Origin of the sequence: Mangrovibacter phragmitis (genome assembly GCF_040429585.1) — a bacterium.
GTDB classification, from domain to species: domain Bacteria; phylum Pseudomonadota; class Gammaproteobacteria; order Enterobacterales; family Enterobacteriaceae; genus Mangrovibacter; species Mangrovibacter phragmitis.
Window position 1 is genome coordinate 3,212,716 of sequence record NZ_CP134782.1, and the last position, 18,130, is coordinate 3,230,845.

At 50.2% G+C, this 18,130-nt stretch carries 17 protein-coding genes and 4 tRNA genes; 6 read left to right on the top strand and 15 right to left on the bottom strand.

The window, feature by feature from the left end; all coding sequences use genetic code 11:
• Positions 1-49: 49 nt before the first annotated feature.
• The 6 genes from MPHASIOC01_RS15520 to emrB all read left to right on the top strand — a co-directional run bounded on the left by MPHASIOC01_RS15520 (position 50) and on the right by emrB (position 5,915).
• Positions 50-1,261 (top strand): MFS transporter, encoded by a 1,212-nt coding sequence (locus MPHASIOC01_RS15520; RefSeq protein WP_353612887.1) that lies wholly within the window; start codon positions 50-52, stop codon positions 1,259-1,261.
• A gap of 110 nt (positions 1,262-1,371) precedes the next feature.
• Positions 1,372-2,112 carry an AzlC family ABC transporter permease gene (locus MPHASIOC01_RS15525; RefSeq protein WP_064600868.1) on the top strand — a complete coding sequence of 247 codons (741 nt, stop codon included), beginning with the start codon at positions 1,372-1,374 and terminating at the stop codon, positions 2,110-2,112.
• Positions 2,102-2,437 (top strand): L-valine transporter subunit YgaH, encoded by a 336-nt coding sequence (gene ygaH, locus MPHASIOC01_RS15530; protein ID WP_064600869.1) that lies wholly within the window; start codon positions 2,102-2,104, stop codon positions 2,435-2,437. The genes MPHASIOC01_RS15525 and ygaH overlap by 11 nt, the downstream gene beginning before the upstream one ends.
• Before the next feature lie 87 nt (positions 2,438-2,524).
• The gene (gene mprA / locus MPHASIOC01_RS15535) at positions 2,525-3,055 is read left to right on the top strand and encodes a transcriptional repressor MprA (protein WP_064600870.1); all 531 of its coding nucleotides are present in this window, start codon (positions 2,525-2,527) and stop codon (positions 3,053-3,055) included.
• 134 nt (positions 3,056-3,189) lie between these two features.
• Positions 3,190-4,365, top strand: coding sequence for a multidrug efflux MFS transporter periplasmic adaptor subunit EmrA (gene emrA, locus MPHASIOC01_RS15540; protein ID WP_064600871.1), 1,176 nt, complete (start codon positions 3,190-3,192; stop codon positions 4,363-4,365).
• A 14-nt stretch (positions 4,366-4,379) separates the two neighbouring features.
• On the top strand, positions 4,380-5,915 hold the full coding sequence (emrB, locus tag MPHASIOC01_RS15545) for a multidrug efflux MFS transporter permease subunit EmrB (protein ID WP_064600872.1): 1,536 nt from the start codon (positions 4,380-4,382) through the stop codon (positions 5,913-5,915).
• Here the strand turns inward: emrB and MPHASIOC01_RS15550 are convergent.
• The 15 genes from MPHASIOC01_RS15550 to mltB form a co-directional block, all read right to left on the bottom strand.
• Positions 5,881-6,072: a hypothetical protein gene (locus MPHASIOC01_RS15550; protein ID WP_064600874.1), complete on the bottom strand. Its 192-nt coding sequence runs from the start codon at positions 6,070-6,072 to the stop codon at positions 5,881-5,883. The two genes, emrB and MPHASIOC01_RS15550, sit on opposite strands and share 35 nt — an antisense overlap.
• A gap of 220 nt (positions 6,073-6,292) precedes the next feature.
• Positions 6,293-6,808, bottom strand: coding sequence for an S-ribosylhomocysteine lyase (gene luxS / locus MPHASIOC01_RS15555; RefSeq protein ID WP_064600876.1), 516 nt, complete (start codon positions 6,806-6,808; stop codon positions 6,293-6,295).
• Positions 6,809-6,962: 154 nt separating this feature from the next.
• Entirely contained in the window at positions 6,963-8,537 is a 1,575-nt protein-coding gene (gshA, locus tag MPHASIOC01_RS15560) for a glutamate--cysteine ligase (RefSeq protein WP_064600878.1), read from the bottom strand.
• A gap of 189 nt (positions 8,538-8,726) precedes the next feature.
• Positions 8,727-9,158 carry a YqaA family protein gene (locus MPHASIOC01_RS15565; protein WP_064600880.1) on the bottom strand — a complete coding sequence of 144 codons (432 nt, stop codon included), beginning with the start codon at positions 9,156-9,158 and terminating at the stop codon, positions 8,727-8,729.
• Complete coding sequence (yqaB, locus tag MPHASIOC01_RS15570; RefSeq protein ID WP_353612888.1) at positions 9,155-9,721, bottom strand: fructose-1-phosphate/6-phosphogluconate phosphatase; 567 nt, start codon at positions 9,719-9,721, stop codon at positions 9,155-9,157. The genes MPHASIOC01_RS15565 and yqaB overlap by 4 nt, the downstream gene beginning before the upstream one ends.
• 289 nt (positions 9,722-10,010) lie before the next feature.
• Positions 10,011-10,087, bottom strand: a tRNA-Arg gene (locus MPHASIOC01_RS15575).
• Between the two features lie 38 nt (positions 10,088-10,125).
• A tRNA-Arg gene (locus MPHASIOC01_RS15580) sits at positions 10,126-10,202 on the bottom strand.
• 179 nt (positions 10,203-10,381) lie between these two features.
• Positions 10,382-10,458 (bottom strand) — tRNA-Arg (locus MPHASIOC01_RS15585).
• 4 nt (positions 10,459-10,462) lie between these two features.
• Positions 10,463-10,555 (bottom strand) — tRNA-Ser (locus MPHASIOC01_RS15590).
• A gap of 319 nt (positions 10,556-10,874) precedes the next feature.
• The gene (csrA, locus tag MPHASIOC01_RS15595; protein ID WP_000906486.1) at positions 10,875-11,060 is read right to left on the bottom strand and encodes a carbon storage regulator CsrA; all 186 of its coding nucleotides are present in this window, start codon (positions 11,058-11,060) and stop codon (positions 10,875-10,877) included.
• Between the two features lie 233 nt (positions 11,061-11,293).
• On the bottom strand, positions 11,294-13,921 hold the full coding sequence (gene alaS, locus MPHASIOC01_RS15600) for an alanine--tRNA ligase (protein WP_064600884.1): 2,628 nt from the start codon (positions 13,919-13,921) through the stop codon (positions 11,294-11,296).
• Between the two features lie 157 nt (positions 13,922-14,078).
• Positions 14,079-14,522: a regulatory protein RecX gene (locus MPHASIOC01_RS15605; protein ID WP_082917932.1), complete on the bottom strand. Its 444-nt coding sequence runs from the start codon at positions 14,520-14,522 to the stop codon at positions 14,079-14,081.
• Positions 14,523-14,962: 440 nt separating this feature from the next.
• A complete protein-coding gene (gene recA / locus MPHASIOC01_RS15610; protein WP_064600886.1) occupies positions 14,963-16,027 on the bottom strand; it encodes a recombinase RecA in 1,065 nt (354 codons plus the stop codon).
• 97 nt (positions 16,028-16,124) lie between these two features.
• Entirely contained in the window at positions 16,125-16,622 is a 498-nt protein-coding gene (gene pncC, locus MPHASIOC01_RS15615) for a nicotinamide-nucleotide amidase (protein ID WP_064601025.1), read from the bottom strand.
• A gap of 148 nt (positions 16,623-16,770) precedes the next feature.
• Positions 16,771-17,856 (bottom strand): lytic murein transglycosylase B, encoded by a 1,086-nt coding sequence (gene mltB, locus MPHASIOC01_RS15620; RefSeq protein WP_353612889.1) that lies wholly within the window; start codon positions 17,854-17,856, stop codon positions 16,771-16,773.
• Between the last annotated feature and the right edge of the window lie 274 nt (positions 17,857-18,130).

The following is an 18,130-nucleotide window of genomic DNA, read 5'->3' on the forward strand; positions in this document are numbered from 1 at the left end:
TTCGCTATTATCTGTGATTCTCACGACAAATTAACCCATTGCACCAGACATGACTCAACAATATTACACCGCCCGAACCAGCCCATTAACGCCTGCGCTGACCCTCCTGATGGCTGTCGCCACCGGGCTGGCCGTTGCCAGTAATTATTATGCCCAGCCATTACTGGACACGATCGCCCGGGCGTTTTCGCTATCCGTCAACCAGGCCGGATTTATTGTGACGACCGCACAAATGGGTTACGCCGCCGGGTTACTGTTTATTGTCCCGCTGGGAGATATGTTTGAACGACGTGGGCTGATTGTCAGCATGACGCTACTGGCTGCCTGCGGCATGATAATCACCGCCAGCAGCCATTCACTTAGTATGATGCTGGTGGGTACGGCGTTAACCGGGCTATTTTCTGTCGTGGCTCAGATACTGGTTCCTCTGGCCGCAACGCTTGCCGCGCCAGAAAAACGCGGCCGCACTGTTGGCACCATCATGAGTGGGTTGTTACTGGGTATTTTACTGGCGCGAACAGTTGCAGGTGCGCTGGCAAGTCTCGGTGGCTGGCGCACGGTCTGGTGGCTGGCAAGTGGCCTGATGATTGTGATGGCGCTGGCACTCTGGCGCATGCTGCCAACTGTAAAACAGGAAAATCACCTGAATTACCCCCAATTGCTGGTTTCCATTTTTTCCCTCTATTTTCACAACCGGGTATTACGTACCCGGGCACTGACAGGCGGATTGATCTTTGCACAGTTCAGTATGCTGTGGACTTCAATGGCGTTTTTACTCTCTGCTCCGCCGTTTTCCTTTTCCGAAGCTGTTATTGGTTTATTTGGGCTGGCTGGCGCGGCAGGTGCATTGGGAGCCCGCCCGGCTGGCGGTCTGTCAGATAAAGGTAAGTCTCACCTGACAACCACTGCGGGGCTGATTCTGCTGGTTCTGGCCTGGATAGCCATATATCTGGGGAAATTTTCAGTTATTCCTTTAATGGCAGGGATTGTACTGCTCGACCTGACAGTCCAGGGTGTACACATTACCAACCAGAGTGTAATTTACCGTTTATATCCGCAAGCCCGTAACCGGCTGACAGCCGGATATATGACCACTTACTTTATTGGTGGTGCATTCGGCTCACTGGTTTCTGCGGGTGCTTACCAGCACGCAGGCTGGCCAGGTGTTTGCCTGGCCGGTGCCAGTACCGGTGCACTCAGTCTGGTGGTGTGGGCATTAGGGTATCATCGTCAGGCCCCGGTCAACGAAACTCCGCAATGACACAATCGCATGGGTCAGTAAAGGCCCACTGACTTCTTTAGTTTGGTGTTCAGAGCTTTACACCACAACGAGAGATAACGCTGACTCGAATTTAATTACAGATAATAAAAATGACAGAATCCTCCTGCGTAACTGAACCCCAAATAACAGCCACCTGGGCTGAAGGTTGTAAAGACAGCCTGCCGATTGTTATCAGCTATCTGCCCGTCGCTTTTGCTTTCGGGTTGAATGCCACGAAACTGGGCTTTACTCCCCTTGAAGCCACTTTTTTTTCCTGCATCGTGTATGCCGGGGCCAGCCAGTTTGTGATAACGGCCATGCTGTCTGCTGGCAGCGCCCTGTGGGTGGCGGCCCTGACTGTTATGGCAATGGATGTTCGCCATATCCTGTATGGTCCGTCACTGCAAAGCCGTATCCGCATCAGGTTAACGGGTTCGCGCACCGCGCTATGGGCATTTGGGCTGACCGATGAAGTTTTTGCGGCGGCTACCGCCAAACTGGTGCGCGATAACCGGCGCTGGAGTGAGCCCTGGATGATAGCTATTGCCCTGACCTCCTGGGCCGCGTGGGTGGCAGGCACACTGGCGGGGGCATGGTCAGGCAATGGCCTGCTGGATGACTGGCCCGCCGTTGAGGCTTCACTGAGCTTTATGTTGCCAGCGTTATTTTTAAGTTTTCTGCTGGCTTCATTTCAACGCAAACAGTCGTTATGTGTGATTGCGGCGCTGGCGGGCGCTGTGCTGGGTATTACCCTGTTTTCGATTCCGGCGTCGATTCTGTGCGGAATCGTCTGTGGTTGTGCAGCAGCATTGATTCAGGCGTTTTATCAGGAGGCCAGCGATGAGCATTGATGTATTGGTACTTGGGCTGTTTGTTGGCTGCGTGAACTACCTGTTCCGTTACCTGCCGCTGCGCCTCAACCGTGGGCAAAATGTGCAAAACCGACGCGGTGCGGTGACGATTTTACTCGACAGTATTGGTATCGCGTCTATTTGCGCGTTGCTGGTTGTCTCCACAGCGCCAGACTTAATTCAGCATCACCAACATGTGTTACCCGTTGTCATCGGTTTCACCGTGCTGATTGCCAGTTTCTACAAATTACGCACCATTATCATCCCGACACTGCTCAGTGCATTGAGCTTTGGCCTGGCGCTGAAACTGATGAGTGGCGGGTGATTAGCGAACCTTAAGCGCACGAATAATCCATTTACTTTATTTATCACTATAGTTACTATATCGGCTGCAACTAATGAGGTTAATCTAATGGATAGTTCGTTCACGCCCATAGAACAAATGCTTAAGTTTCGCGCCAGCCGCCAAAAAGCCTTCCCTTACCAGGAAATTTTGCTGACCCGCTTGTGCATGCATATGCAGGGTAAGCTGCTGGAAAACCGTAATAAAATGCTGAAAGCTCAGGGCATTAATGAAACTCTGTTTATGGCGTTGATCACGCTTGAGTCACAAGAGAACCACAGTATCCAGCCTTCTGAACTAAGCTGTGCACTGGGTTCTTCCCGCACCAATGCCACCCGCATTGCTGATGAACTGGAAAAGCGTGGCTGGATTGAACGTCGTGAAAGTGATAATGACAGACGCTGCCTGCATTTGCAGTTAACGGCAAAAGGTAAAGACTTTCTTGATGAAGTATTACCGCCGCAACACAGTTGTTTGCACATGCTGTGGTCATCACTGGATGAACAAGAGAAATCTCAACTCGAAACAATAACGCGTAAGTTGCTCCAGAGGCTTGACCAGATGGAAGCCGATGAAGCCGTGCTTGAAGCGGTACGATAATTCCCCGCCTCGAATAGCAAGCCACAACCAGACAGATTCAACCTCAGGCCAGTTGATTACCCGACTGGCCTGTCTGATAAAAACAGGGTCATGCCGACCAAACCTAAGAAAATAATAAGATGGTGGAGAATAGTATGAGCGCAAATGCGGAAAATCAGGCACCGCAGCAGCACGCTAAGAAAAAGAAAGGTAAGCGCAAGAACGCGTTACTTTTCCTTACGACACTTTTTGTTGTTATTGCGGTAGCTTACGGAATTTATTGGTTCCTGGTACTACGCCATTATGAAGACACTGACGATGCTTATGTCGCGGGAAACCAGGTGCAGATTATGTCTCAGGTTTCCGGGAGCGTGACAAAAGTATGGGTCGATGACACTGACTTTGTAAAACAAGGCGACACACTGGTCACCCTTGACCCGACAGACGCACAGCTGGCTTTTGATAAAGCGAAAACCGCGCTGGCTTCCAGCGTGCGCTCAGTTCATCAATTGATGATCAACAGCAAGCAATATGAAGCGAATATCGCACTGCAAAAAACCGCGTTAACCAAAGCACAAAATGACTTTAAACGCCGCGTACCATTAGGAACGGATAACCTGATTGGTAAAGAAGAACTGCAACATGCCAAAGATGCCGTTGCCAGTGCCCAGGCTCAACTTGATGTTGCCATTCAACAGTACAACGCCAATAAAGCGATGTTACTGGGCGATAAAATTGAAGACCAGCCGAGTGTAAAACAAGCAGCCGCAGCTGTACGTGATGCATGGCTCGCACTGCAACGTACTAACGTTGTCAGCCCGGTAACAGGTTATGTTTCCCGGCGCGCAGTACAGGTTGGTGCACAAATCAGTGCCTCCAGCGCCCTGATGGCGATTGTTCCGGCACACCATATGTGGGTTGACGCTAACTTCAAAGAAACCCAGTTGGCAAACATGCGTATTGGGCAGTCTGCTACCGTTGTCAGCGATATCTATGGTGATGACGTGAAATACACCGGTAAAGTGGTTGGCCTTGATATGGGTACCGGGAGTGCCTTCTCATTGCTGCCAGCGCAAAACGCTACGGGTAACTGGATCAAAGTGGTTCAGCGGCTACCTGTGCGTATTGAGCTTGATGAGAAACAACTGGAACAGCATCCATTGCGTATTGGCTTATCGACTCTGGTGACAGTGAATACCAGTAACCATGACGGCAAAGTGCTGGCAAGCGAAGTGCGTAAAACACCAGCCTATGTTAGCAACGCGCGTGAAATTTCACTGGTTCCAGTCAATAAAGTAATTGACGATATTATCCGGGCCAACGAAGGGTAAACAGCGGAGGGTGTATGCCACAAAAACCGCTTGAAGGCCCACAACTGGTTGTCATGACCATTGCGCTGGCTCTGGCGACATTCATGCAGGTGCTGGATTCGACAATTGCAAACGTCGCCATTCCCACCATTGCAGGTAACCTGGGCTCTTCGTTGAGCCAGGGTACCTGGGTTATTACCTCATTTGGGGTGGCTAACGCTATCTCCATCCCCATTACCGGCTGGCTCGCCAAACGGGTGGGCGAGGTAAAATTATTCCTGTGGTCCACCGGTGCTTTTGCCGTGGCCTCCTGGGCGTGTGGGATGTCCAACAGCCTGACGATGCTGATTTTTTTCCGTGTCATACAGGGTGTGGTTGCTGGTCCGTTGATCCCGCTGTCACAGAGTTTGCTACTGAGTAATTATCCTCCTGCCAAACGGAGTATTGCTCTTGCACTGTGGTCAATGACTGTTATCGTTGCGCCGATATGCGGCCCTATTCTGGGTGGCTGGATCAGCGATAACTACCACTGGGGCTGGATATTCTTTATCAACGTCCCCATTGGGGCCATCGTGGTAATGATGACACTGCAAACCCTGCGCGGCCGTGAAACACGCACCGAACAACGGCGCATAGACGCCATTGGGCTGGCATTGCTGGTATTAGGTATTGGTTGCCTGCAGGTTATGCTTGACCAGGGGAAAGAGCTGGACTGGTTCAATTCGAAAGAAATTATCATTCTGACGATTATCGCGGTCGTTGCTCTCAGTTTTTTGGTGGTATGGGAACTCACTGACGACAATCCCATCGTGGACTTGTCATTGTTCAAGTCGAGAAACTTTACCATTGGCTGCCTGTGTATCAGCCTTGCTTACATGCTCTACTTTGGCGCGATTGTGCTGTTGCCTCAGTTATTGCAGGAAGTTTATGGTTACACAGCAACCTGGGCAGGCCTGGCATCAGCGCCGGTCGGGGTGATTCCGGTCATTCTGTCACCGATTATTGGCCGTTTTGCCCATAAACTGGATATGCGCCGTCTGGTCACCTTCAGCTTTATTATGTATGCGGTGTGCTTCTACTGGCGGGCATGGACATTCGAACCCGGAATGGATTTTGGCGCTTCTGCGTGGCCACAGTTCATTCAGGGCTTCGCTGTTGCCTGCTTCTTTATGCCGCTGACGACCATTACGCTTTCCGGTCTGCCGCCGGAGCGCCTGGCCGCGGCATCCAGTCTGTCGAACTTTACGCGAACACTGGCAGGTTCAATAGGGACGTCTATCACGACAACGATGTGGACCGACCGGGAATCACTGCATCATGCGCATCTGACAGAATCTGTGACGCCGTATAACCTAAACGCACAGCAGATGTACAACCAGTTAGAAGGCATGGGAATGTCTCACCAGCAGGCTTCCGGGTATATTGCCCAGCAAATCACTAACCAGGGGCTGATTATCTCCGCCAACGAAATATTCTGGATTTCAGCCGCCGTGTTTATTGTTTTGCTGAGTCTGGTATGGTTTGCCAAACCACCGTTCAGTTCAGGCGGTGGTGGCGGTGGCGCTCACTGACAGGTGCAACCAGAGCATTAAAATCTGAGCGCGGGCGATGTAAATCCCGCGCTTTTTTTATTGCGCCATTCTCCCTGTCAACGCCAAAAAACAGCACCAGCGCAAAACCGTTTTTGCCAGAATCCCACCTGTCACCCGTAAAAAAAGAGAGGCTCACGAGCCTCTCTTCAGATTGATGAAAAAGAAGGGAAAAGCGTGGTTTTTCCTTCTTTTTGGTTAGCAGCCGAAAATTAATGAATTGATTTTCCTGGTTTTTTATTGGGTGATATCCTCTCGTTCTGTGCGGACATGAGGATCGTCGTCAGACTCAAGAGAGGCTCTCGAGCCTCTCTTTTGACTGATAACAAACTGGTTCAGCTCATCAGAACTGATGGCTGTCAGATATGCAGTTCTTTCAGCTTCTCTTTAGGCAGCGCCAGTTCCTGGTTGCTGTTTACCCCTACGCCACGTTCGATAATATGGCGGGCAATATCCTGAGCTTCAGACAGAGAGTGCATTTCCCATGTACCACACTGGTAAACATTCAGTTCCGGGATCTGAGACTGATCCTGAACTTTCAGCACATCACTCATTGCCGCTTTCCAGGCATCAGCGACACGCTGTTCGCCAGGCTGGCCAATCAGGCTCATATAGAAACCGGTACGACAGCCCATCGGAGAAATATCGATTATCTCCACGCCATCACCATTAAGGTGATTACGCATAAAGCCGGCAAACAAGTGTTCAAGGGTATGAATCCCTCGTTCTGGCATAACTTCCTTATTCGGGATACAAAAACGCAGGTCGAATACGGTAATAGTATCGCCATGCGGCGTATGCATCGTTTTCGCTACACGTACCGCTGGTGCGCCCATACGGGTATGGTCAACAGTGAAGCTATCCAACAATGGCATCTGATCACCTCCGATAAGTGATTTTTTTTAAAAATAAACTGAACTATTAATTCCGGGGCGAGTCTGAGTATATGAAAGACGCGCATTTGTTATCATCATCCCTGTCTTCAGAGATGAATTATTTGGCCACAGTAATGTGGCCTTTTCTTTTGGTTCATGCCTGGCGGGCAAGCAGTGCCTCGAATGTTTCGCTATCGCTCTCTTCCAGCACCTTCTGGCGCGTTACAGACGCATCACGCTCACGGTCAAAATCGGCCTGAGTGAGGATCTCCAGCGGCTCTTTCATTAACAAGTCACGGTAATGAGCAGCCAGCGCTTTACCAGTACCACCAATACCATTATCGATCATAGATCGTAAAATACGCGCTGAATAGGTTAATTCCGGGTTCTCAAAGCTGGCAACCAGCTGGTCGCAAACATTCAGGTAAGCCGGAGTATCTGTCATGGCATCCAGTGTTTGCGCCACGCGGCGCAAATCAGCAAACAGCGCCATACCCAACTCTTTCAGTGAGTGTTGTGTTGCATGGCAGCCCGTTTCAAGCATGGCAAACACATCCAGCATCAGGCCAGGCTTGCGCCCTTCGATAATAACCTTATTCCAGTTTTTACGGGTACAGGCCAGCTCATCCTTGTTCATTTCTGGCGCATCAGCAAGCACACACCAAATCATAAACAAATCAAGGAAACGTACCTGGCTTTCATCCACACCAATAGGTGAGAAGGGGTTAATATCGAGCGAACGCACCTCAATATACTCCACTCCGCCGCGCAGCAACGCATCTGAAGGCGATTCACCCGCCCGGGTAACACGCTTGGGCCGAATCGGCGCATACAGCTCATTTTCAATCTGCAAAATATTGGTGTTCAGTTGTAACCACTGACCATTCTTTTGCAGCCCCAATTGACTGTATTCCAGTGAAGGTGTATGGATAGCCTGTTTCAGGTTCTCAACATAGCTTGAAAGGTGGTTATAAGTGATATTCAGCTGGCTCTGGGATTTATTGGTGTACCCCAGGTCACTGAGACGCAGTGACGTACCATATGGCAGGTAATACAGGCCATTTTCTGTCTGTTCAAAAGGCAACGCACTCGGTTTGCCTTGCAGGAACGAAGAACAAATCGCCGGTGATGCCCCAAACAAATAAGGAATAACCCAGCCAAAACGGTAGTAATTACGAATCAGGCGGAAATAGCCTTCAGATATTGCTTCTTTACCGCTCACTTCGTCGGTAATGCCAGCTCTCGCCTGCCAGAAAGACAGTGGCAGCGAAAAGTTGTAATGCACGCCAGAAATGGTTTGCATCAATGCCCCGTAACGGTTTTTCAACCCTTCACGGTAGAGTGTTTTAAAACGCCCCAGATTTGAACTGCCATATTGCGCCAGTTCAATATCCTGCCCATTTTCAATAAAACACGGCATACTCAGCGGCCACATCCGTTCGTCACCAATGTTGTTCGCTGTATGGCGATGTAAATCCCGCATAAAGCGCAGCATATGGCCGATATCACGGTCTACTGGAGTAATAAACTCCAGCAGGGCTTCGGCAAAGTCTGTGGTAATCCATTTATGTGTCAGCGCAGCACCAAGACGCTCCGGGTGCCCTGTTGTTGCAAGCGAGCCATCAGGTGCAACACGCAGTGTTTCACGTTCCAGCCCACGGCGAATACCTGCAACCGCTTGTGGATGTTGTTCAAGCCAGGCTAATGCCTGTGATACGTCAGGGATCAAATTGACCTCCCGCCTGTCAAAATTCTTCTGTTAAGCATAATTGTAATGGTTGACGAATAAAGGTCACTCCTGGCGAGTAATAAACCTGTTTGCCGGAAACGAAAGTTTTTGAGTATGCCGCTCCAGTCTTGTGAGCACTGACACCACACCCTGCCCTTTCGCACATCAACAACAATTACCCGCCCTGTTTTACCCTTGCCACCACGCCATCCCTTGTACTGTTACCAGCATGATAAATACATAACGCAGTGCCTTACCCAGGCACAACCAGAGGACTACTGGCCCCCAGGCCATACGCAGCCATCCGGCCATCAAACACAACAAATCCCCAATCAACGGTAACCAACTCAATAGTAGCGTAACGGGGCCAAACCGATTTAACCATTGTAAGGCTCTGTCATGCCGGTGGCTGGTTTCCCGTAACGGGAACAGGCGCCCTAGAATAACGTTTGTCAGACCGCCAAGGCTATTACCGATTGATGCGGTTATGACTAATAACCAGGGGGAACTGTTTCCTGCAACTAATAACCCCGCCAGCACAGCCTCCGAGCTTCCCGGTAACAACGTGGCACTCAGAAAGCTACTGGTGAATAAAGAGAGTACGGGTAGCCAGTCACTCACAGCGTGCGAACGTCCACAACCGCCATGCCTGCACGTTGTGCAGCCTCAATACCAAAGTCCGCATCTTCAAATACAACACACTTGTGTGCGGCCACTCCCATTAACTCCGCACAGCGCAAAAAAGTGTCGGGCGCGGGTTTATGGTGTTCGACATCATCAGCGGTTACTACAGCATCAAAGTACTGGCTCAGCCCCAGATGATTTAACAGCAACCCGGCCACGCGGCGTTCACTCCCGGTGCCTACCGCCATCGGTTTCTTGCCATACCAGGCTTTCACCACGTCAATTAAAGGCAGTGGTGTCACACTGTCCAGCAACATCGTTTTTACCAGTGCTGTTTTTTCATCTGCCAGAACATGAGGCGAGAGTGAGCCATTATTCCAGTTGATAATCGCCTGGGCGATTTGCCAGGTAGGCGCGCCATTCAGGGCAATAATGGCCTGCTCGTCCAGTTGCATATCATAGCGAGCCAGTACAGTGCGCCAGGCTTTACGATGCGTGGGTTCGGTATCCAGAATTGTGCCGTCCATATCAAATATCAGGCCATCATACTGTGCATACATCGGAACCTCCGGCAAGATGAAAAGAGAGGCTACTTTAGCGCACCTGGTAATATTTGTCGCTGCCAAAGGTGTATTGCCCGCATTTACCTGTCGAATTAACCCTTTTAATAAAAAGGGAATTCTGTTTCTGCGGGCCATCAGAATAGCTCGGGTAAGCGATTAATCCAAACGGCTAAGGCGCAGGAGAAGGAGCGCTGAGATAAAACGGCAAACAGGAAATAATGAAATTAAAATAGTGGTGTAGAAACAAGGAAACTCAGAAGGTGGGGATATAAAAAAAACAAGGAGATGGTGCATCCGGGAGGATTCGAACCTCCGACCGCTCGGTTCGTAGCCGAGTACTCTATCCAGCTGAGCTACGGATGCATCGGGTATGACGTAAAACTGGCGCATAAAAGCAGAGATGGTGCATCCGGGAGGATTCGAACCTCCGACCGCTCGGTTCGTAGCCGAGTACTCTATCCAGCTGAGCTACGGATGCATCGGAATAACTACTTTACAGCCAACCTTTACCACTGCGACAGCAATAAAGGACATAACGCATTCTGAAAGGCTCTGGTTGCATTACCTTTCCTGCCATTGCATTAACAATAGTAACCTCACTGCCACTACATTTGGTGTAGTGCGTTTACTACCTGCTACTGGTGAGTAAACAAGAGATGGTGCATCCGGGAGGATTCGAACCTCCGACCGCTCGGTTCGTAGCCGAGTACTCTATCCAGCTGAGCTACGGATGCAAAATGGCGGTGAGAGAGGGATTCGAACCCTCGATGCAGCTTTTGACCGCATACTCCCTTAGCAGGGGAGCGCCTTCAGCCTCTCGGCCATCTCACCACACGCCTCTTGCGAGGAACTCCGAAGAACTTGTTTCTGCTCATCGGCGTTGCGTGGCGCACATATTACTTTCTGAGACTTATAAGTCAAACAATTTTTCCGGAGTTCTAATCGTTTGCACATTTCACAAACAATTCGCCTGTTTTACCAGCGCGAAGCTGTTTTTTTACTCGCAAACAAAGCCAGTCACCCCACTTAAAGTGGCAGCAACGCTTATGGTATCAGCGAACAAAACAGACAGGGAAAACAACAAAAACGCGGATAAAACCGATTAAAAACCTGGAAGGGAGCGCCTCGCACAAATGCGAGACGCTTTAGATCAGTAGCTGGACTGTTGTGACTTTTCAGCCTGGATACGCTGGTAAATTTCTTCACGGTGTACAGAAACTTCTTTCGGGGCATTTACACCAATGCGCACCTGGTTACCTTTTACCCCAAGAACTGTCACGGTTACCTCATCACCAATCATGAGGGTTTCACCAACTCGACGAGTCAGAATCAGCATTCTTTGCTCCTTGAAAGATTAAAAGAGTCGGGTTGCTTGTACCCCGGCCTATCCATCATATAACGAGTACCGCCATGGATGACAAACACATATGTGTCAGTAGTCATTGCACAGCCTGCTGTTACTTAGTTTAGCCGATATACGACACTTCAACCCGACTTTATCATTTTTGCCAGCGCGTTAAAGTCTTAGCGCCATTTATTCACAAAATGGCGCCTGTTACGCTTATAATTTTACAGTTTGGCTGCTACCCAGCTTTCAACGCTGGCCAGCGCACCAGGCAGCGCCTGTGCATCCGTCCCACCGGCCTGAGCCATATCGGGACGGCCACCACCTTTACCACCAACTTGCTGTGCAACCATGCCGATCAACTCACCCGCTTTAATACGGTCGGTAAGATCTTTAGATACCCCGGCAATCAACGAAACTTTCCCTTCTGCGGCAGTCCCAAGGACAATCACAGTGGAGCCCAGTTGATTTTTTAGGTCATCTACCATCGTGCGCAACATTTTCGGTTCAACATCGCTCAACTCGCTCACCAACAGCTTAATGCCTTTCACATCGACAGCTTTGCTGGACAGGCTGGCGCTTTCTTGTACCGCCTGCTGAGCTTTCAGTTGTTGCAATTCTTTCTCAAGCTGACGTGTCCGGTCAATCACAGCGCGTACTTTATCAGCTAAATTGTGACTGTCGCCTTTAAGTAATTGTGCAATATCAGTCAACTCGTCGCTTTGGTTATGCATCACGGCCACCGCACCTTCACCCGTTACGGCTTCAATACGGCGAACACCAGCTGCAGTACCTGATTCAGCAACAATATGGAACAGGCCAATATCGCCGGTTCTGCTGGCGTGAGTACCACCACACAGTTCAGTAGAGAAATCCCCCATGCTCAGCACACGCACGCGCTCATCGTATTTTTCACCGAACAGCGCCATGGCCCCTTTCTCTTTTGCTGCATCAAGGTCCATCACATGGGTTTCAATCGGCAAGTTACGGCGAATCTGTGCATTAACGATATCTTCTACGGCACGGATTTCTTCCGCCTTCATCGCCTCAAAATGCGAGAAGTCAAAACGCAGTGCTTTATCATTAACCAGTGAGCCTTTCTGCGCAACATGTGTACCAAGCACCTGACGCAGCGCCGCATGCAATAAGTGAGTTGCAGAGTGGTTAAGGCGAATGCGTGACCGACGTGCTTCATCAACCTGCGCATTCACACTGTCGCCCACTTTAAGCATACCTGCTGCCACAGTACCCTGATGACCTATTGCCTGGCCATATTTTTGCGTGTCAGACACAGTAAAAGTGGCATTAGCAGATTTCAGTTCACCGGTATCACCAACCTGGCCGCCAGACTCACCATAGAACGGGGTTTTATCCAGCACAACAACGGCTTCCTGCCCGGCAGTAACCTGTTCTGTTTGCTTACCATCTACAAACAGCGCCGTCACTTTGCCGGTCACGGCCAGTTCTTCATAGCCTTTAAATTCAGATGCGTCATCAACACGAATCATCGCATTGTAATCCGCACCGAAACCACTGGATTCACGGGCACGGCGGCGTTGTGATTCCATCGCAGCTTCAAAACCAGCTTCATCAACTTTGATATTGCGTTCACGGCACACATCAGCAGTCAAGTCCACAGGGAAGCCATAGGTATCATACAGGCGGAAAGCTGTTTCACCATCAAGGGTATCCCCTTTCAGTTGCGCCAGCTCTTCATCCAGCAGCGCCAGGCCGCGTTCCAGTGTACGGGCAAATTGCTCTTCTTCTGTTTTCAGAACTTGCTCAACCAAAGCCTGCTGGCGTTGCAAATCTTCGCCAGCCGCACCCATAACCTGAATCAACGGTGCAACCAGTTTGTAGAAGAAGGTGTCTTTCGCCCCCAGCATATTACCGTGACGAATTGCGCGACGAATAATACGGCGCAAAACATAACCACGGTTTTCATTGGAAGGTGTTACACCATCTGCAATCAGGAACGCACAGGAACGAATGTGGTCGGCAATTACCCGCAGTGATTTGCTGCCCAAATCCGTCGCGCCAGTTACATCAGCAACTGATTTGATAAGATTGCGGAACAAATCAATATCGTAGTTTGAATTCACATGTTGCAGAACAGCGGCAATACGCTCCAGCCCCATACCGGTATCTACCGAAGGCTTCGGTAACGGAACCATTGACCCGTCCGCCTGACGGTTAAACTGCATGAAAACGATGTTCCAGATTTCAATATAGCGGTCGCCGTCTTCTTCCGGGCTCCCCGGAGGCCCACCCCAAATATGGTCGCCATGATCATAGAAAATTTCAGAACATGGGCCGCAAGGGCCGGTGTCACCCATTTGCCAGAAGTTATCTGACGCGTAAGGCGCGCCTTTATTATCGCCAATGCGAATAATACGTTCACGCGGAACGCCAACTTCTTTTTCCCAGATAGCATACGCCTCGTCATCGCTTTCATAGACGGTTACCCAGAGGCGGTCTTTGGGCAGGTTGAACCACTGCTCACCCGTCAGCAGTTCCCAGGCAAACTGGATGGCATCATGCTTGAAGTAATCACCAAAGCTGAAGTTACCCAGCATTTCAAAGAAAGTGTGATGGCGTGCGGTGTAACCTACGTTTTCGAGGTCATTATGTTTACCACCGGCCCGCACACAACGCTGCGCGGTTGTCGCACGCGAGTAATTACGTTTATCAAGACCAAGGAAAACATCCTTGAACTGGTTCATCCCGGCGTTGGTAAACAGCAATGTCGGGTCGTTATTTGGAATCAGGGAGCTACTTGCAACAACCTGATGTCCCTTGCTATGGAAAAAGTCGAGAAACGCCTGACGGATCTCAGCGGTGCTCTTGCTCATAATTATCCTGAAATCAAGCTAACGGAGTCTTGTAAAACCACCATGATAAACGCTATTACGCTTTCATGTGCGCTTTTACCGGGAAAAAAGTGGGAATAAGATATGTTTTCTTAGCGGGGAAGTAAAATCCCTATGCGTTTGGTCGGTAAAAATTCTGTCACAGCTCATCATATTCTGAGTAAATCTGCTGTATCTCTTCCATGTAGAAACCACGATATTGCAGAAAACGCTGCACTTTGATTTTCTCCGGGAAGCCCGCAGGCAGTGGTGTACCGAATTTACGCCGGGCTACATCCCGGGCCAGTGCCACCCAGTCACCGTCAAAAGCCATAAAGGCGCTGTCAATTTCTTCGCGCCCCACGCCTTTTTGCTGCATTTCCTGGCGGATGCGTTGCGCTCCATACCCTTTACGGTAGCGGCTTTCAATGAAACGCACAGCAAAACGGCTATCATCAAGCCAGTTATGTTCGCGGCAAGCGTGAATAACCTGTTCAATTTCTTCTGGCCGCACAGCCTCTTGCTCCAGGTCTTTACTGAACCGGGAAGGCGTGGCGAGTTTGCGGCGTAACTCCAGTTCACTGTGGTCACGCATAGCCAGCATGCGCACTGCACGTTCCTGCAAACCACGTACCCGCTCTTCAGGTGTTTTTGGCGTGTTTTTTCTCTGGGTGGTACGCGGCACAGGTGTATTCTGTTGCCCGTGAATTACCCGGTCTGGTAATGATTCACCTTCACCCGGCTTCCCTGATGTGTTTTGCCACGCCTTTGGTTCATAAGGCTCGCAAGGTTCAACGGAATGCGAGGACGGTTTGGATGAGGGGGAACGGGGCATAAAGTGCACTCCAGAAAGAGTTCAGGGCCGCCGAAGCAGCCCTGATTATATTCAGTACATTTATTCTGTACGTCATTCATTCTGTACATTCATTCAAGGCATTCATTCCAAACAAGAATCCGAAAAAATCATTCAAAATAAGGGCTAAGAATAATCATTCAAAACTGCCTGTAACCGGAACGACATACCTTCAGCACAGCGAGCCTGGATTAAAACTCTTCCTGCGCGTTGTCTGCATGGTCTTCTGTTTCATCAGCAGAGAAATCAGGCGTGCTATCCTGGTTATTGAGCAGCATTTCACGCAGCTTGCTTTCAATCACTTTGGCAACGGCTTCATTCTCTTTCAGGTAGCTGGTGGCGTTTGCTTTACCCTGGCCAATTTTGTCACCATTGTAGCTGTACCATGCACCGGCTTTTTCAATAAGCTTATGCTTCACGCCCAGGTCAACCAGCTCGCCGTAGAAGTTAATACCTTCACCGTAGAGAATCTGGAACTCAGCCTGTTTAAACGGTGCGGCAACTTTATTTTTCACAACCTTAACGCGGGTTTCACTCCCCACCACGTTATCGCCCTCTTTCACCGCGCCAATACGGCGGATGTCCAGGCGAACAGAGGCATAGAACTTCAGTGCGTTACCACCCGTAGTGGTTTCCGGGTTACCAAACATCACACCAATCTTCATACGGATCTGGTTGATGAAAATAAGCAGCGTATTGGACTGTTTCAGGTTACCGGCAAGCTTACGCATTGCCTGGCTCATCATACGTGCAGCCAGCCCCATGTGCGAATCACCGATTTCGCCTTCAATTTCAGCTTTTGGTGTCAGTGCTGCAACGGAGTCAACAACAAGAACATCGACAGCGCCAGAACGCGCCAGTGCATCACAAATTTCCAGAGCCTGTTCGCCAGTATCCGGCTGTGAACACAGCAGGTTATCAATATCAACACCCAGTTTACGGGCATAAACAGGATCAAGGGCATGCTCCGCATCAATGAACGCACAGGTTTTACCTTCACGCTGTGCGGCAGCAATAACCTGCAGTGTCAGTGTTGTTTTACCTGAGGATTCCGGCCCATAGATCTCTACGATACGGCCCATCGGCAAGCCACCTGCACCCAGAGCGATATCCAGGGAGAGTGAACCGGTGGAGATCGTTTCCACATCCATAGTGCGGTCTTCACCCAGGCGCATGATGGAGCCTTTACCGAATTGTTTTTCAATTTGGCCCAGTGCTGCCGCCAACGCTTTTTGCTTGTTTTCGTCGATAGCCATTTTTACTCCTGTCATGCAGCCCAGAGTGATTGCTCTACCTGCTGCGTTTCACGAATGCTGTTTTGTTGAACTGATTATACTGTACAATCATACAGTATCAAGCAATTTGTAGAAAATCTTCAGCCAGGGTTTTAAGGGCAAAGGCTGTCGCCTGGCGGCGCACTGCTTCCCTGTCGCCACTAAAACACTGGTGGCAAGCGGTTACTTTCCCGTTTTGGCTTGCAAAACCAAACCAGACTGTACCCACCGGTTTTTCCGCACTTCCACCACCCGGGCCTGCAATACCACTGACCGCAACTGCGAAAGAAGCTTCGGCCGCCTGCATGGCTCCCTGAGCCATTTCGCGGACAACCTGCTCACTGACCGCGCCATAACTGAGTAATGTTTCCGGGTGAACCCCAATCATGGCCTGTTTGGCATCATTACTGTAAGTCACGAAACCACGCTCAAACCAGGCGGAACTCCCGGCGATATCAGTAATAACTTTCGCAATCCAGCCCCCAGTGCAGGACTCGGCAGTCGTCAGTGTTGCTCTCTGTTGCAGCAGTGCTTCACCAACCTGCTCACTGAGCTGCATTAAAGCCTGGTCGCTCATTATATTGCCCATTGTACCTCCACTTTTTTTGCTCTGGCTACGCGCCCCAGCCCGTAATGCCCGGAAGTAGTCAACTCTGCGGGCCACGCCGAAAAACTCGCCCGCAGACGGGCACCCACGCAGAAAACGCCGCCCTCAGGGCAAACGCTTATTGCCCCCGAGCCTGGGCAACTGCCAGCCCCAGTTGCCACACAGCCATCGCATAATGGGTACTGTGGTTGTAGCGGGTTATGGCGTAGAAGTTTGGTAACCCATACCAGTATTGATATGAGGTGCCCATATCCAGCCGTAACAGGCTGACTTGCTGATGTGCGCCAAGGGGTTGCTGTGGCGTTAACCCTGCCATCGTCAGCATCGACGGACTGTATTTTGTGTTGTACCCGGTATCCAGACCAGGAGCCTGGCCATTTGCCATAATAGCAACCTGGTCGCCGGGCACCCACCCATTAGCTCTAAAGTAATTAGCCACACTACCAATCGCATCAACCGGATCCCATAAATTAATATGACCATCACCGTTGAAATCAACCGCATATTGTTTAAAAGAGGAAGGCATAAACTGCCCATAGCCCATCGCCCCGGCGAAAGACCCGCGTAAATCCAGTGGGTCATCGCCTTCAGAGCGTGCCATCAGCAAGAAGGTTTCCAGTTCTCCCTGGAAATAAGTGGCGCGGCGTGGGTAATCAAAGGAGAGAGTCGCCAGCGCATCAAGTATGCGGGTTTTCCCCATCACTCTGCCCCAGCGCGTTTCTACGCCAATAATGCCGACAATAATTTCCGGTGGAACGCCATACACCTGCCATGCACGGTTGAGTGCATCCTGGTACTGATTCCAGAAAACCACACCATTCTGTACGTTGTCGGGTGTAATAAATTTCTGGCGGTAACGCAACCATGCACCATTTGGCCCGGTAGGAGCCATTGCCGTTGGTGCCTGCCTGTCCATCAGGTGCAAAACATAATCAAGACGCTTTGCCTGAGATAAGATCTCGTGGAGTTGCTGGCGGTCAAAACCATGTTTACTGACCATCATATCAATAAACTGTTCAGCCACCGGGTTAGTGGCGAAATCACCACTCAGCACCATCTGGTTATGTTGTGGATCCAACAAAAAACCACCTGACGGCGAGCCCACAGTGGGTGCCGCTACTGGTGTTTGTGTTTGGGGTTTGCTGCTGCACGCTGTGAGTAATAACGCAGCAGGAAGCATAAGAGCATAACGACGCTTCAGCATGAAGTAGTCCATAAATAGCAGCCGAAATTAAAGAGCCTTAATGGTAAATCAACTTCCGGCTGCCAGGTAGCGTAACAAGCGTGAAAGCACAGGTTTTTACGATTCGTCCTGTTTTCATCCTCATCCCTTCACACACAAACAAAACATCTGTTATGCCGAATAAAGCCTGTCAAAGTTATCAACGAGACAAACAATGCGCACCGAAAAGTTTCGGCAGGTATGAGGTACAGCCGAAGTTTGCAACGATAGTGGCTTTGTCACCGATGTTACATAA

Bases quoted from the DNA above. Each gene is read 5' to 3' on its own strand.
- luxS (WP_064600876.1), bottom strand. From the start codon at position 6,808: ATGCCATTGTTGGATAGCTTCACTGTTGACCATACCCGTATGGGCGCA.
- mltB (WP_353612889.1), bottom strand. From the start codon at position 17,856: ATGCTGAAGCGTCGTTATGCTCTTATGCTTCCTGCTGCGTTATTACTC.
- yqaB (WP_353612888.1), bottom strand. From the start codon at position 9,721: ATGTATGCACAGTATGATGGCCTGATATTTGATATGGACGGCACAATT.
- csrA (WP_000906486.1), bottom strand. From the start codon at position 11,060: ATGCTGATTCTGACTCGTCGAGTTGGTGAAACCCTCATGATTGGTGAT.
- ygaH (WP_064600869.1), top strand. From the start codon at position 2,102: ATGAGCATTGATGTATTGGTACTTGGGCTGTTTGTTGGCTGCGTGAAC.
- recA (WP_064600886.1), bottom strand. From the start codon at position 16,027: ATGGCTATCGACGAAAACAAGCAAAAAGCGTTGGCGGCAGCACTGGGC.
- pncC (WP_064601025.1), bottom strand. From the start codon at position 16,622: ATGAGCGACCAGGCTTTAATGCAGCTCAGTGAGCAGGTTGGTGAAGCA.
- mprA (WP_064600870.1), top strand. From the start codon at position 2,525: ATGGATAGTTCGTTCACGCCCATAGAACAAATGCTTAAGTTTCGCGCC.
- emrA (WP_064600871.1), top strand. From the start codon at position 3,190: ATGAGCGCAAATGCGGAAAATCAGGCACCGCAGCAGCACGCTAAGAAA.
- emrB (WP_064600872.1), top strand. From the start codon at position 4,380: ATGCCACAAAAACCGCTTGAAGGCCCACAACTGGTTGTCATGACCATT.
- MPHASIOC01_RS15605 (WP_082917932.1), bottom strand. From the start codon at position 14,522: ATGCTGGCTATGCGTGACCACAGTGAACTGGAGTTACGCCGCAAACTC.
- alaS (WP_064600884.1), bottom strand. From the start codon at position 13,921: ATGAGCAAGAGCACCGCTGAGATCCGTCAGGCGTTTCTCGACTTTTTC.
- MPHASIOC01_RS15525 (WP_064600868.1), top strand. From the start codon at position 1,372: ATGACAGAATCCTCCTGCGTAACTGAACCCCAAATAACAGCCACCTGG.
- MPHASIOC01_RS15520 (WP_353612887.1), top strand. From the start codon at position 50: ATGACTCAACAATATTACACCGCCCGAACCAGCCCATTAACGCCTGCG.